The organism is Paenibacillus terricola, from assembly GCF_014779765.1.
GTDB lineage: Bacteria > Bacillota > Bacilli > Paenibacillales > Paenibacillaceae > Paenibacillus_T > Paenibacillus_T terricola.
Genome location: NZ_JACXZA010000001.1, coordinates 1,422,624 through 1,436,945 on the forward strand (window position 1 = coordinate 1,422,624; position 14,322 = coordinate 1,436,945).

Here is a 14,322-nt window from a genome sequence, read left to right on the forward strand (position 1 = left end):
ACACTATCGGGTGCCGGAGGAGAAGTTGGATGAAGAAAATCCGTATTGCGACTAAAGCGATCATCCGCAGGGATGGACAAATATTGCTGATTAAGTTCAAGAACAGCGAGCGCGGCATTCATTACGGCTTTCCAGGCGGAGGACAAGAGCATGGGGAAACGCTCGAAGCCTCAATTATTCGAGAATGTTTAGAAGAAATCGGACAGGATATACAGCCGCTTGCGCTTGTCCATGTCCGTGAGTTTATCGGGCGCAACCAGGCGCCGGCTACGATGTACAATGAATTTCACCAAGTCGAGTGCTATTTCGAATGCAAATTGCTGTCCGATCGCCCGTATGATACGGCGACTGTACCGGATGCGAACCAGATTGGCGTAGAGTGGATCGATATTGATAAGCTTCCAACCTTAAATCTTGTTCCGCAAACGGTCGGGCAAGTGATAGCCTCGGGTCAACTGACACCCGTTTATTTGGGCGATGTCACTTGATGAGCGGCATGGAAACGCAGCAATCTGTGAATGCCGAACTTACGCCTGAACCGGATAGGAAGAAAGGGCGCGCAGCATCAATTGCAGCAGTTGTGCTGTTGGCAGTGGCGCTTTCTTGTGCAGCGGCTGGCATTGCGATATGGCTCACCGCAGCGCAGACGGAACATCATGGAACGAACGGTAAACCAGCCTATGACGGCTATACGTACGTGCGTGAGGAAGCAGAAGGCGTTGTTATGCACGCGCTTGTGACAGAACCAAGCAAGGTAACACTTGAGGCTGTACGCGGCAATGTTGCAAATTCAATCTATTATGGCGTGAACGGCGGATTTTTCTTTAATGGCATGCTGCTCAGCATCGCGGTCATTAATGATCAGCCCGTTGGAGGCAAGCCAGAAACGTATGGATCAGGTAACAGCAACGTGAAATTTGCTCGCGGGACGCTTGTGTGGGACGGGGCTGCAAATCAGTTGAGTGTGCAGGTTGTATCCAATGCGGCGGACTTGAAGGTGACGGATCGTAACCATTATTGGGCGCAAGGCGGCATTAGCATGCGCCCAACGGATGAGTCAGGATGGCGTCAACAGGTGGATGCGGAGCAAGCACCTTACCCAGATGATAATCGGCTGCGGACTGCGGCTGTTTATGATAAGGATGGCAAGCTTTATTTGATCGTATCGCAGACGAAGACGACGCTTGCGATCTTCAGGAAGGCGATACTCGAAGCTTACGGCGAGATGGAGGACGGCATTTTTCTCGACGGCGATGGATCCTCTCAGCTTCGTGCATTCGAGGCGACGCTGCCAGGAGATGGCAGACAAGTGGAACAGATGATTCGTCTGAAGAATCCGGGAGAGACCCGATAGAACAAATGGTATGGCAACACTTGTGGTGTGAGCGTGTGGAATGAAAGGGATGCTGGATATACATATTTTCTAATTAGATTATAGCGTCCAGATGCATGAAGAAATAAAGGATTGGACATTGCTGCAAGGTTGTAGGTTAGAAAGGGAAGGTATGTGTGAGACGTTTACCTCAATTACCGATTGATGAAGCGATTCCGGAGCTGTTAGAAGCGATGTCGTCCAATTCGAACGCGGTGCTGGTTGCTCCACCGGGAGCAGGCAAGACGACGCGCGTACCGCTCGCGCTGTTGGACGAGTCATGGCTTGGCGGCGGCAAAATCATTATGCTCGAACCGCGCAGGCTGGCAGCACGTTCGGCGGCTGCGCATATGGCATCGCTGCTTGGCGAGAAGACCGGTGAAACGGTCGGTTATCGCGTTAGGCTCGATACGAAGGTGAGTGCAGCGACACGAATCGAAGTCGTGACGGAGGGCGTATTGACGCGCATGCTGCAGAGCGACCCTTCGCTCGAAGGGGTGGGCGCCATTCTGTTCGATGAGTTTCATGAGCGGCATTTGCATGGCGATCTTGGATTGGCGTTGTGTTTGCAGGCACAGTCGCTGCTTCGTGAGGATCTGCGGCTGCTTGTCATGTCTGCAACGCTCGAGACAGCGCCAGTGGCACGTCTCCTTGGCGATGCTCCCATCATAGAGAGCAAGGGCAGAGCCTTTCCGGTTGAGACCGTCTATTCGGATCGTCCGGCAGGCTTCAGTTCGGGTGCGCTCTGGCGATCTGAATCGCTTGAGGACCGGACAGCCCGTACGGTTACGGCTGCCCTGCCGGATCATGAAGGGGATGTGCTAGTCTTCTTGCCGGGTATGCGCGAGATGCGCCGGGTCGATTCACAGCTGCGCCAGCAGGGTATCGGACGCGGCATGTATGAGGCAGTCGATATTGTACTGCTTCATGGCAGTATGTCGCTCGAGGAGCAGGGACAGGCCGTTGCGCCAAGTCCATCGGGACGCCGCAAGATCGTACTCGCTACATCGATTGCAGAATCATCGATTACGGTTGAAGGCGTCCGCGTTGTTGTCGACAGCGGCATGATGCGGGTACCGCGTTTCTCGCCGCGCACCGGCATGACGCGGCTGGAGACGGTGCCGGTGTCGGCGCCGTCGGCCGATCAGCGGCGTGGACGCGCAGGGCGCGTTGCGCCTGGCGTCTGCTACCGTCTGTGGACGGAGCAGGAGCAGCTAATGCTTGCGCCGCGCAGCACGCCGGAGCTGCTCGAAGCGGATCTTGCGCCGCTGGCGCTCGAGCTCGCCGCTTGGGGCGTCAGCGCGCCAAGCGAGCTGGCGTGGCTCGACGAGCCGCCAGCCGGCGCCTATGCGAGCGCATGCGAGCTGTTGCAGCAGCTCGGCGCGCTCGATCGCGAGCGGCGGCTGACGCCGCTCGGGCGGCGCATGGCCGCGCTCGGCGCGCAGCCAAGGCTCGCGCGCATGCTGTTGTCCGCGGCGGCGATCAGCCACGCCGCCGCGGACACCGCGTGCGAGCTGGCCGCGCTGCTCAGCGGCCGCGATCCGCTGCGCGGCGAGCGCAGCGCCGACATCGCGCTGCGGCTTGGCGCGCTTCGCGCGCTCCGGCGCGGGGCGCCGGGAGGGGCGGGCGGCGGCGTAGACGAAGCCGCCGCCCGCCAGGCGCTCGCGGAAGCGCGCCAATGGCAGCGCGCGCTCGCGCAGGATGGCGCTGGGGCTTCGCCCAGCGCCGAAGCGCCGCAGGCGCAGCCGTTGCCGCGCGGCGCTAACGAAGCGGCTTCGCCGCACAGCGGCGGCTCGCAAGCCGCGCCGTCAGCGCGCAGCGCTGTCACGTCGCCGTCGTCACGCAGCGCCGACTCTTCGCTCTCAGCGCGCGACACCGACGCATCGCCTGCTCGCGAGCTGTCGATCGGCGCGCTGCTCGCCTTCGCTTACCCCGATCGCGTCGGCCAAGGCCGCGGCGACGGGCGCTTCCTGCTCGCAAGCGGCCGAGGCGCTGTGCTGACGCCGACGCAGCCGTTGTCGTTCGCCGCCTTTATTGCGGCATCCGAGATGGAAGATGCCGACAGCGAGAGCCGGATTATACTCGCGGCAGATGTTGAAGAAAGCGAGCTGCATGCTTATCATAGCGATCGAATCTCTGAAGAGGCATCGGTCATATGGGATCGCAGCGCGCAAGCGGTTAGGGCGAGACGCAAGCTCATGTTCGGTGCGCTCGTGTTGAAGGAAGAACAGATCGCTAAGCCTGACCCCAACGCCGTAACAGCTGCATTGCTGGATGGTGTAAGGGTGGAGGGTGTCTCAATCCTTCCGTGGAGCAAACAGTCTTCGCAACTGCGGGATCGCATACGCGTCATGCGCCAGTACGATGCAGAATTGCCAGACTTGTCGGAAGAAGCGCTTCTTGCGTCACTCGAAGATTGGCTCGAGCCGCATGTGTCGGGAATACGCAGCCGCGACGGCCTTCAGAAGCTGAATATGATGCATGTACTGGAAGCGATGCTGTCGTGGAGCGACAAACAGCGATTGGATGAGCTAATGCCGACTCACATGACGGTGCCAAGCGGCTCACGAATTGCGATTGATTATACCGATCCGGAGCAGCCAGTGCTCGCGGTCAAGCTGCAGGAATTGTTCGGGTTGCAGGAGACACCGAGGATTGCGAAGGGGAAGCTTCCGCTTACGCTTCACCTGCTGTCACCTGCACAGCGGCCTGTGCAAGTGACGCAGGATCTAGCAAACTTCTGGCGGAATACGTATTTCGAAGTGAAGAAAGAATTAAAGGTTCGTTATCCGAAGCATTATTGGCCGGATGACCCGTTCGCGGCAGTGCCGACGAATCGAGTGCGGCCGAGACCGTAAGTGAACAGCGGAGAGAATAATATGAGTGCCACTTTGTACGATAATTCATACAAAATCCCAGCGCTGGGCAGCCACGAGCACCACTTTGTACGATAATTCGTACAAAACCCGAGCGCCGGACTGCTCATAGCGCCCTTTTGTACGATAATTCGTACAAAATCCCAGCGAATGCGCCATCTAGAAATGAAGCAGAACCAAATTCGCGGCAAGCGCTGCATAGATAAGCGCCTCGATAATCGAGAGGCGCTTATTCCATTTGTTCGATCGGCGCTGGATCGATCCGCCGAGCCATCCCGCAACGATTGATGCGGCACTGAACACAAGAAGTGCTTGTATGATGAACAGTAAGCCGAGCTGGACCATCTGGAATGGAACATGTCCTTTATCCATCGATACGAATTGGGGCAGCAGAGCAAGGAAGAACAGCGAAACCTTCGGATTGAGTACATTCATCCAGATACCGCGCCGATATAGCGTGCCGAGTGTAACTTCATCCTGTTTCTGATCGGTATCATTGTGGGTATTGATAGCAGTTGTAGTTGTTGGTTTCGTTGTTTTCTTTCTCGGCCAGGTCTTCCAAGCGAGATAGAGAAGATAGGCAGCCCCGAGCCATTTAACTGCAGTAAAGGCGGCTTCGGAAGACAGTACGATGGCGGATATGCCAAGTGCCGCAAGCGATGTATGAACAAGCAGGCCTGTACATAAGCCAAGCGCGACCATAATGCCGCTTCGAGCAGAACGGCTCATGCTTTGCGCGATGACGAACAGAATATCAGGTCCCGGCATAAGCGTCAGCGCAATGGCGACGGCAATGAATGAGACAGCAGTTTGTAAATCGATCATAATGTAGGCTCCTCCATGATAGTCAGCAATGATGTCGTTGTATGATTTGTATGTATCATAATATTTTCAAAGAATTGAGGTTGATTCATCCATGATTCCAATCCTTATCGCCTATTACGTAGCAGTGAATTTCATTCTATGGGGCATGATGAAATATGACAAGCAGCAAGCTCGCCATCATGGTCGGCGCATTCCAGAGAAACGGTTGTTAACGCTCGGGATGATTGGCGGTGCTTTCGGCGGCATTGCCGGTATGCAGATGTTCCGTCACAAAACGAAGCATGCAGCTTTTAAGCTTGGTTATCCTGCAATGGCAATCGTCCATTTGTACGTGCTGACGGAAGTATTCGGCGTGTGGAAATAAGTCCTCTAAACGTTACGGAAGTCGTAATTTAGGTTGAGGACATTCGACAAGTATATCATGAATAGAGCAGCAACTAAGAGATTCAATGTACTGTCATATATTTGTAAATGCTGATGGCAGTAAAGTTTATCCACAATCTGCTAGAAAACCCCAAAACGAAAATAACAGCCCAAGGGACTGTTATTCGATCTTCACCACTTAATTATTAACACGCGGCGTGAAAGTCTCAAGCACCAACGGCATAACGTTAATTCGGCTGCCATCCTTGGCACTGTATTCGAACAACTCGATCTTAAGTGTTCCACTTAGCGGCAATTGATCAGCGGGAATGACGATGCTTAAGCTGAATGGGGACCAAGTCGGAGCCCCTTCGTTCAGCATATAGGTACTTTCCGCCAAATCATTGTTCTGAGCGGAAACGACGTAGTTCATGACCGCTTCGAACACTCTCGCTTCCCCGGTTACGGTGTAATGGCCGTTGGAGCCGGTTACTTGAATATGGCGGAAGGCATTGTTCGCATGGGGCATGCCGCCACCGTAGGTGATTTCAGACCGGTTTAACTCGCTGTTCCATCTCACATCGGCGCCCAGAATATCGCCGACCGATCTCATCGGAACATAGGTGTTACCTTGATAGTTCAGAATGGGCTGCTCTCCACTCGTATACTCTTGTCCGTTGACGTACACGGGATAGCCCACTTTGACCAATACATATTGCTTCACCGTGTCGGCAAACGTCGGCACGGCGAGCATAAGAAGACTACCCGCCAACAAGCCTACCGTAAAACCTCTGATTTCTTTCCGAATTTTCAGACTGCTCCCACCTTTCTCTTACCACATAAGAATGTATAAGTTTTCGAGTTTCTCGAAAGAACGAATTCTTATTGGCGATAAAGCCTACCTCTAAACGCGGTCGCTCTTCTTCGAAATGCTGCGAAAGAGGTTTTCTCATATTGCTATATTCTATGCGGATGGGATATATAGAAGATATCTTTCTCTATATGCTAGGGAAAATAAGCTGTACAGGAATGACGGCGTTCTTCGGCGAGTATATATTGTCCATCTGTTCACGTAACAGCCTTACGGCGGTTCGTGCCATTTCTTGTTCATCCTGCTGCACATACGCCACGCTTGCTAGATGAGGATTATCGAAAGATAGCAATTCGATGTTGGTGTCATTGTTCAATCGACTGATGGCGGCTGAAGTAAGACGAGCAGTTTCCTCAGTCAAGGTGAAGGCGGCAGTGATTCCGTTGTGCTCCTCTAGGAAGCTGCTAACATAGTCCAATGCCCGTTCACCTCGTAGAATGTCGAGAGGAATGTGACACCACAAGCTCTTGTCGATCGAGATGCCTTGATCGGTGTACGCTTTCTCGAAGCCGAGCGTGCGATCCTCTATAGCAGAATTGGAGTTCTCAGGTGAAATGAGCGCAATCCGCTGATGACCCTCGGACAGCAAGTACGAGACTGCCTTGTACGCACCTCCGTAATTATCCGATGTAATCGTGTAAGTCTCAATGTTGCGAAGATACCGATCGATGAATACGCATGGGAATTTATCGAGCGACAGACGCAGCAGTGATTCGTTGTACTTCTCATCTTCTGTCGGAAAAACGATTAACCCCTGCGCACCAAGTTCCGTCAGCGTGCGAATGGCGTTCGATTCAATAGAGGAGGACTCGCGCGTAATGCTCAGTACCATGCTGAGTCCAGCTTCTTGCAGGAATTGTTCCGTGAAGTCGACAAGCTTCTGTATGACACGGGTTCTCATTGTAGGAATGATGTAGCCGACGAGTGGCAAGGACGATACGCGTGCGGATGGAGTCGGCGTGTCAATGTTATAAACATCAAGGTTGGAGGAGACGAATGTTCCTTTGCCTTGTACGCGTATAATTAATCCTTCATCAGCTAGTAGGGTTAAGGCGTTCTTGACTGTGATTTTGCTTACTTTGTATTCGTCCATCAGTTCTTGCTCAGAAGGGATGCGGTCCGTTGGCCGTAGCAGCCCTGATTTAATCTTCCTCATAATATCTTCTTGAATTTGCTTGTAGAGCGCCAGCTTTTTCAACTTGCCGCATCTCCCCATAAATTTTATGATTTTATAATCAATTGGGTATATAAAACATATTCCATATATACTATAATACAAAATGTAAAGCGCTTACAATACAGAATTTGAGAGGGAGTACGCAGGGGGCTTTTTCATTAAACAGTTAGAACAATGTTAAGGAAAGTGGTGTCAATGACACAATTGTAACCGCTTATATTAACATTGCTAACTAGTCAACCCATTTTTAAACGTTTAACAACAAAAGAGAGGATGACGAACAAATGAAAAAACGCAGTACTTTAGTTTCCATCGTTACAATCCTTATTTTGACAATGGTTTTGTCGGCATGTGGCAAGTCTGATGATTCAAAAACAACAACGCAGTTAGGCGCTAATGCTGGTGAGAATGCAACAGAATTGTCGTTCTGGACATTCGTAGATTTGCACGGCAAGCATTTGGATAAAATGCTGGGATTATGGAACAAAGAGAACCCAGACAAACAAATTAAGTTGAATGTATCGGTTATGCCTTATGATGATATGCACAATAAGCTCTTGTTGGCTGTTACGAGTGGCAAAGGCGCTCCTGATATCGCGGATATCGAGCTTGGTCAATTCCCTAAATTCTTGGAAGGCGACAACGTTCCGCTGGAGCCTTTGAATGATGTATTCGCACCATACAAAGACGTTGTCGTTCCGGCACGTGTCGCGATTTACAGCAAAGCAGACCAAGTATATGGCTTTGATTATCACGTAGGCGCTACGCTTGCTTTCTACAACACTGAAATTCTTGAAGCAGCAGGCGTTGACTACAAGAAGATCATCACTTGGGAAGATTACAAGCAAGCAGGCATCAAAGTGTATGAGAAGACTGGCAAGTACTTAGGTACTGCTGATACTTCGGCTATGTGGCAAGAGTCGCTGCTGCTTGCTCAGCAAAAATCTGACTTCACAGACGAGAACGGCAATCCTAAAGTTAACTCGCCAGAAATGATCAAAGCTCTTGAGATGTTGGTCGACCTGCAGAAGAACAATGTTATCCACACGATCCCAGGCGGACAACCGGATACAGAAGAAGCGAAAGGCGAATACAACAAAGGCAACTACGCAAGCGCATTGATGCCTGAATGGTACATGTCCCGTTTCGTAAACGAAATGAAGGATCTTAAAGGCAAGTATGCAATTGCTCCACTGCCTGTATTTGAAGTAGGCAACCCACGTTCCGTTGGTTTGGGCGGTACGGGCACAGTCGTCACGAAGAGCGGCAAAAACGTTCAGCTGGCCAAAGAATTCGTAGCGTTCGCCAAGCTTTCGAAAGAAGCTACGACTGAAATCTGGAATACGCTTGGATTCGACCCAATCAACATGGATGTATGGAAAGATGAGAAAGTAACGAAAAACCCTGATAACGAGTACGTTCAATACTTCAAAACAAATGCATTTGATACGTTGAATGAAATCAAAGACGAAATTCAAGCGATCAAATCCGTAAAAGCTTCACCGACGATCGGCAACGTCCTGAATACGGTTACTTTGAACGCTATCTTCGAAGATGGCAAAGACGTGAAAGAAGCACTCGACGAGGCACAAGCAGCAATCGAACAAGAATTGAAATAAACCTAATAAGTAAATGATTTTGATTAAACCTGTCGGCAGGTATAGTGGTCGGCAGGTTTAATCAATCTCAAGGGAGATTGAGAATATGATAAAGAAATTTGTATACTCTCAAAAAGTTGCGCCTTATGTGTTTGTATTGCCCTTCATACTCATATTCTTAATATTTTGGTCTTATCCGCTTGCCAATTCATTCGTCATGAGTTTCCAAGATCGGATGTTGGGACAGGATCCCAAATGGGTTGGCGAAGCGAACTATTCGAAATTATTTACAGATAAAGTGTTTCTGACAGCTATTAAGAATAGCGTTGTGTACATGCTGGGAACTTTAGTGCTGTTGATTCCTTTCCCAATGTTATTCGCCGTTATGATCAACAGTAAGTTAATGATGGGAAGAGAGTTTTTCAAATCTTCGTTCTTTCTTCCTGCATTGACGTCTGTCGCCGTTGCGGGTACTATTTTCCGCCTTACTTTCGGCGAAATGGAAGGCTCATTAATGAACAGTTTCCTAGGTTTATTTGGAGTAGAGCCTATTAAATTCTTGAAAAACGGAGAATGGAGTATGGCAGCGCTGTTGATCCTTGCATGTTGGAGATGGACAGGCGTTAATATGCTTTATTATCTTTCCGGCTTGAAGAGCATTGACAATGAATATTATGAGGCTGCTTCAATTGACGGGGCATCAGCATGGCAGAAATTCAAAAACATTACAATGCCATTATTGAAGCCGACCACGATATATGTGACGACCATTAGCGTTTATGCAGGTCTAGCAATGTTTACCGAGAGCTTAATGATGTTTAACGGTAACAATTCACCGAAAAATATCGGCTTAACCATTGTCGGATATCTGTATAGACAAGGGATTGAGAAGAATAAACTGGGTTACGCAGCGGCAGTTGGTATCGTATTGTTAGTCATTGCAATGGTTATCAATTTAACGCAGCTGAAATTCAGTGGAATGTTCAAGAAGGAGGAGGATTAAAATGGGCGCAAGTCAATCGAAGAACAACTTAATTGCTAGAATCGTCATGATTTGTTTCTTTATTGTACTATTCGTAATAATTATGATTCCATTCTATGCAGTGGCCCTTTCTTCCTTTAAACCAGGTGAATCGTTAATCAGATATGGTCTTAACTTAAGTCTGGATTTTAAAATCATGAGCTTTGATAATTTCATCTATTTGTTCACTGGATCACATGATTATTTCACATGGTTCTGGAACAGTATGTTTTTAACGATTGCTCAAGTGGTCTTAACCCTATTTGTAAGCGCATTTGTTGCTTATGGGTTTGCAGCCTATGATTTTAAAGGGAAGAACTTCCTCTTTATATGCGTTTTGCTCATTATGATGGTGCCTTTCGAAATCTTGCTGGTTCCTCTGTACAGCTTAATCAATGATTTGCATTTGGTGAATAGCTATTCAGCGATCATTCTGCCAGGTATAGCGAATGCCGGGACGATATTCTTCTTCAGACAATATCTAAGAAGCATACCCAAAGAGATTATTCAATCTGGCCGGGTTGATGGCGCTAACGAATATGCGATTTATTTCAGACTGATAATGCCGATTATGAAGCCTTCCTTTGCGGCAATGGCCATTCTGAACGGTATGAACAGCTGGAACAATCTGCTCTGGCCATTCATGGTGCTTGGCGATCAGAGTAAATTTACGCTTCCAATCGGTTTGAAAACACTGTTAACGCCTTATGGAAATAACTATGACCTATTGATCGTGGGTTCCTTCTTCTCCATCATTCCAATTTTCATTCTGTTTATCGCTTTCCAGAGATATTTCATAGACGGTATGACTGCAGGTGCTGTTAAAGGTTAGTATTTAAACTTACGAATCAATTAATAGGCTGAATAGTCCCTCAGAAGGAGTTATAACACCATGAAACCTTTGATCGTGCAAAGAGCAGATCCCTATATTCACCGACATTCGGACGGTTATTATTATTTCGTGGCATCCGTACCAGAGTATGATCGAATTGAAATCCGTAGAGCACAGGACCTTGAGGGCCTTGTTACAGCAACTCCAGTTGTGGTCTGGAGAAAACGCGAGACGGGTATTCTTAGTGCCAATATTTGGGCGCCTGAACTGCATTATATCGATGGCAAATGGTACGTTTATTTTGCAGCGGCACATACGACGGAAACGAAGGATGGTCTGTTCGACCATCGGATGTACGTACTAGAGAATGACAGTGCCAATCCACTGGAAGGCAGCTGGACGGAACGAGGGCAAGTTATTACCGATTGGGAAAGCTTCGCCCTCGATGCAACTACCTTCGAGCACAATGGCAGCCGCTATTATGTATGGGCACAAAAGGATCCATCAATCGAAGGCAACTCCAATCTGTACATCTCCAAAATGAGCAATCCGTGGACGTTGACAGGGCCGCAAACGATGATTTCCACGCCGGAATATGATTGGGAGATCATCGGCTACAAAGTGAATGAAGGCGCGGCATTTGTTCGCAAGGGGGATCGGGTATTCCTCACATACTCGGCTAGCGCCACTGATTTCAATTATTGCATGGGCCTGCTTGAAGCAGATAGCGATGCGGATTTACTCGATGCCGCCTCATGGCGCAAGTCGCAAGAGCCCGTTCTCACGACAGATGAGAGTATCTCGATGTATGGTCCCGGTCATAATAGCTTTTCGGCGTCAGCCGACGACGAGAAGACGTTGTTTGTGTTCCACGCCAGAACGTACAAGGACATTGTAGGAGATCCTCTATACGATCCGAATCGCCATACATTTGTAGTGGAGCTATTGTGGACGGATGACGGCAGACCTGATTTCCGCGGCTCAATTGCAGCGCTTGCGCGTTCCGCACAGTGAACGTTTGTTCCAATCGGATATAACTGAATAACGGTACGTCATGCAGCCTCGAATCTCGAGGCTGTTTATTTTGTCCACGGAGCGTATTTTATGGTATTGTCTGTTGCATAGTCCGTTTAATAATGGTATTCTATTTATCCTTTTTAAATAGTTACGGTTAGTAAAGACAAACATTTGATGGAGGTAGTTATGTCCGTTCACAGCATTCATCCGGAGGAAGAGCAGCGGCTAACCCACACTCTTCAAGAAATCGATCGGCAGTTAGGCGGGATCGGTCCCCGGTATCTTGGCAACGACTACACCGAGCAAGTGCTCGACGCGACGCGCGAGGAGCGTCGTCAACGGCTGGAAGTATCGGCGAGAGAGCCGTATTTTGGCCGTATCGATTATAAGCATGAGAAGGACAGTGATGTGAAGCCGCTTTACATTGGCAAAGCCGGCGTAGGCGATGACGAGGGAGTTGACCCGCTCGTCATCGATTGGCGTGCGCCGATCGCAAGCTTGTTCTATTCGTTCAGCGGCGGGGAAAGTCCGGTGACGTACGAATCGCCTGAGGGTGAAGAGACGGGCGAAATCATGCTGAAGCGCAATATCCTCGTACGCCAGCGTGAACTTGTTCGCGTGGTCGACAGCTATGTGCGTGGCGCGGACAACGTTGGGGCGTCCGATGAGTTTCTGTTGTACCGTCTCGGCGAATCAAAAGACAATAAGCTGCGCGACATCGTGTCAACGATTCAAGAGGAGCAGGACAACATTATTCGTGCCGAGCGTAACAAGGCGCTATTCATTCAAGGGGTAGCGGGCTCGGGTAAAACAACGGTAGCGCTCCATCGTCTCGCATATCTGCTGTATCGATATGCGGGCCGGATCGCGGCGAACCGCATGATCATTTTTGCACCGAACACCATGTTCCTCGATTATATATCCGGCGTTCTGCCAGAGCTTGGGGTTGGCGATATCGCGCAAACAACGTTTGCGGATTGGTCAATAGCACTGCTGGATCATGAAGTGAAGCTCGTGAGCGCTGCAGATACGCTTGAGCATTGGTTCGAGGAGAAACGTACGCAAGTTGAACGTGATGAAGCGCCTGGTCGATACAAGGGACGTGCAGCGTTTCGTGAACTGCTAGATGAGAAACTGAAGGACGTGGAACGGAGAATGGCTCCGGATGTGCCGTTCGAACCGCATCCAGGTCTTACCTTGTCGCCTGTCCGTATCCGCGAATGGTTCGAGACCGATTATGGCGGCGACGAACCACTAATGAAACGCCGCGAACGTCTGGCCAGCCGGATGAAGCGGTGGCTGGAATCGGAGTGGAAGGAACGTAGGCTAACCGATAAGGCAGCGAAGTCGAAGGCAAACTCCAAGCTGAACGCTTATGTAAAGAAAATGCCATCCTACAGCGCACCGCAGCTGTATCGCACTTTGTTTGATGGCAAGGATGCTCATGCGGATGTGCCGAAGGCAATTGCCAAGCGGACGGTGCAGCAGCTGAAAGCCGGCGTCGTCGATCCGGAGGATTTGGCACCGCTTGTATATTTGCACATTCGAATGTATGGTCTCGACACGCCGATGTTCGACCATATCGTCATTGACGAAGCGCAGGACTACTCGCCGATGCAGCTTGAGGCGCTGGCGCTGTGCCAACGCATGCCTTCGCTTACCGTACTGGGCGACTTGCAGCAGGGTATTCATGATTATGCTGGCGTTCGCCGCTGGAGCGAGCAGATGGATCTGTTTGATTCATCGATTGTCGGGTATTACGAGCTCGATCGCAGTTATCGCTCAACCATGGAAATTATCGAGTTCGCGAACCACGTGTTAGCTGGTATGGATGGCGGCGTGAAGCCGGCGACTCCGGTGTTCCGGAGCGGTGAACCTGTGGATGTGATTCCATGTGAAGAAACTTCATGGGAATCTACGTTGCTGGCATCTGTACAGGCGATGCTTGGTACGGGAGTCTATCAGACTGTAGCGGTAATTGGACGTACGGCTAAGGAATGCGAAGCGATCTATAACGTGCTGCAGGATGCGAGTCTTACTCCATCCTTGGTTCAAAGCAAGCAGCCCGCCTATAAGGGCGGTCTGACGGTTGTCCCTGTCTACCTGTCCAAAGGACTTGAGTTTGACGCAGTGGTGATTGCAGATGCTGGGGAAGAGGCATATCGCGAAGGTGATGCGAAGCTGCTTTACGTTGGTTGCACGCGTGCGCTTCACAAGCTGCAGCTGCTTCATCGCGGTGCATTGACGCCGCTCGTGAAGATTGATAATAACTAATTGTTCATAGTAGAGGCAATGAAAGCGTACTAAGACTGCTTAGTGCGCTTTTTCGTGAAGTATTCATCAAATTGTGGTTTGATTTTCATCCCCGTG

General features: G+C 50.1%; 12 protein-coding genes. 9 read left to right on the forward strand and 3 right to left on the reverse strand.

What is annotated here, in order from left to right; all coding sequences use genetic code 11:
• Positions 1–29 precede the first annotated feature (29 nt).
• The 3 genes from H8B09_RS06275 (at position 30) to hrpB (ending at position 4,230) form a co-directional block, all read left to right on the forward strand.
• Positions 30–488, forward strand: coding sequence for an NUDIX domain-containing protein (locus H8B09_RS06275; RefSeq protein WP_191202550.1), 459 nt, complete (start codon positions 30–32; stop codon positions 486–488).
• The gene (locus H8B09_RS06280; protein WP_224753273.1) at positions 488–1,354 is read left to right on the forward strand and encodes a phosphodiester glycosidase family protein; all 867 of its coding nucleotides are present in this window, start codon (positions 488–490) and stop codon (positions 1,352–1,354) included. Before H8B09_RS06275 ends, H8B09_RS06280 begins: the two co-directional genes overlap by 1 nt.
• Before the next feature lie 155 nt (positions 1,355–1,509).
• On the forward strand, positions 1,510–4,230 hold the full coding sequence (hrpB, locus tag H8B09_RS06285; protein ID WP_318152542.1) for an ATP-dependent helicase HrpB: 2,721 nt from the start codon (positions 1,510–1,512) through the stop codon (positions 4,228–4,230).
• Between the two features lie 177 nt (positions 4,231–4,407).
• Here hrpB and H8B09_RS06290 read toward each other — a convergent pair whose 3' ends face one another.
• Positions 4,408–5,073: a LysE family translocator gene (locus H8B09_RS06290; protein ID WP_224753274.1), complete on the reverse strand. Its 666-nt coding sequence runs from the start codon at positions 5,071–5,073 to the stop codon at positions 4,408–4,410.
• Between the two features lie 91 nt (positions 5,074–5,164).
• Here H8B09_RS06290 and H8B09_RS06295 point away from each other — a divergent pair, with 91 nt between their 5' ends.
• A complete protein-coding gene (locus tag H8B09_RS06295) occupies positions 5,165–5,437 on the forward strand; it encodes a DUF1294 domain-containing protein (RefSeq protein WP_191202551.1) in 273 nt (90 codons plus the stop codon).
• 198 nt (positions 5,438–5,635) lie between these two features.
• Here the strand turns inward: H8B09_RS06295 and H8B09_RS06300 are convergent, their stop codons facing one another.
• Entirely contained in the window at positions 5,636–6,190 is a 555-nt protein-coding gene (locus H8B09_RS06300; RefSeq protein WP_224753275.1) for a Gmad2 immunoglobulin-like domain-containing protein, read from the reverse strand.
• A 244-nt stretch (positions 6,191–6,434) separates the two neighbouring features.
• Positions 6,435–7,505, reverse strand: a complete 1,071-nt coding sequence (locus tag H8B09_RS06305; protein ID WP_191202553.1) for a GntR family transcriptional regulator — start codon at positions 7,503–7,505, stop codon at positions 6,435–6,437.
• A 263-nt stretch (positions 7,506–7,768) separates the two neighbouring features.
• Here H8B09_RS06305 and H8B09_RS06310 point away from each other — a divergent pair, with 263 nt between their 5' ends.
• From H8B09_RS06310 to H8B09_RS06330, 5 genes are all read left to right on the forward strand, one after another.
• Positions 7,769–9,103 carry an ABC transporter substrate-binding protein gene (locus H8B09_RS06310; RefSeq protein WP_191202554.1) on the forward strand — a complete coding sequence of 445 codons (1,335 nt, stop codon included), beginning with the start codon at positions 7,769–7,771 and terminating at the stop codon, positions 9,101–9,103.
• 85 nt (positions 9,104–9,188) lie between these two features.
• A complete protein-coding gene (locus H8B09_RS06315; protein ID WP_191202555.1) occupies positions 9,189–10,085 on the forward strand; it encodes a carbohydrate ABC transporter permease in 897 nt (298 codons plus the stop codon).
• Positions 10,086–10,131: 46 nt separating this feature from the next.
• The gene (locus H8B09_RS06320) at positions 10,132–10,935 is read left to right on the forward strand and encodes a carbohydrate ABC transporter permease (protein ID WP_397376050.1); all 804 of its coding nucleotides are present in this window, start codon (positions 10,132–10,134) and stop codon (positions 10,933–10,935) included.
• 60 nt (positions 10,936–10,995) lie between these two features.
• Positions 10,996–11,949: a glycoside hydrolase family 43 protein gene (locus H8B09_RS06325; RefSeq protein WP_191202557.1), complete on the forward strand. Its 954-nt coding sequence runs from the start codon at positions 10,996–10,998 to the stop codon at positions 11,947–11,949.
• 189 nt (positions 11,950–12,138) lie between these two features.
• Positions 12,139–14,226, forward strand: coding sequence for a HelD family protein (locus H8B09_RS06330; RefSeq protein WP_191202558.1), 2,088 nt, complete (start codon positions 12,139–12,141; stop codon positions 14,224–14,226).
• Positions 14,227–14,322 lie beyond the last annotated feature (96 nt).

Coding starts and splice junctions, on each gene's coding strand:
- H8B09_RS06275 (WP_191202550.1), top strand. CDS start 30: ATGAAGAAAATCCGTATTGCGACTAAAGCGATCATCCGCAGGGATGGA.
- H8B09_RS06280 (WP_224753273.1), top strand. CDS start 488: ATGAGCGGCATGGAAACGCAGCAATCTGTGAATGCCGAACTTACGCCT.
- H8B09_RS06290 (WP_224753274.1), bottom strand. CDS start 5,073: ATGATCGATTTACAAACTGCTGTCTCATTCATTGCCGTCGCCATTGCG.
- H8B09_RS06295 (WP_191202551.1), top strand. CDS start 5,165: ATGATTCCAATCCTTATCGCCTATTACGTAGCAGTGAATTTCATTCTA.
- H8B09_RS06300 (WP_224753275.1), bottom strand. CDS start 6,190: ATGCTCGCCGTGCCGACGTTTGCCGACACGGTGAAGCAATATGTATTG.
- H8B09_RS06310 (WP_191202554.1), top strand. CDS start 7,769: ATGAAAAAACGCAGTACTTTAGTTTCCATCGTTACAATCCTTATTTTG.
- H8B09_RS06315 (WP_191202555.1), top strand. CDS start 9,189: ATGATAAAGAAATTTGTATACTCTCAAAAAGTTGCGCCTTATGTGTTT.
- H8B09_RS06320 (WP_397376050.1), top strand. CDS start 10,132: ATGATTTGTTTCTTTATTGTACTATTCGTAATAATTATGATTCCATTC.
- H8B09_RS06325 (WP_191202557.1), top strand. CDS start 10,996: ATGAAACCTTTGATCGTGCAAAGAGCAGATCCCTATATTCACCGACAT.
- H8B09_RS06330 (WP_191202558.1), top strand. CDS start 12,139: ATGTCCGTTCACAGCATTCATCCGGAGGAAGAGCAGCGGCTAACCCAC.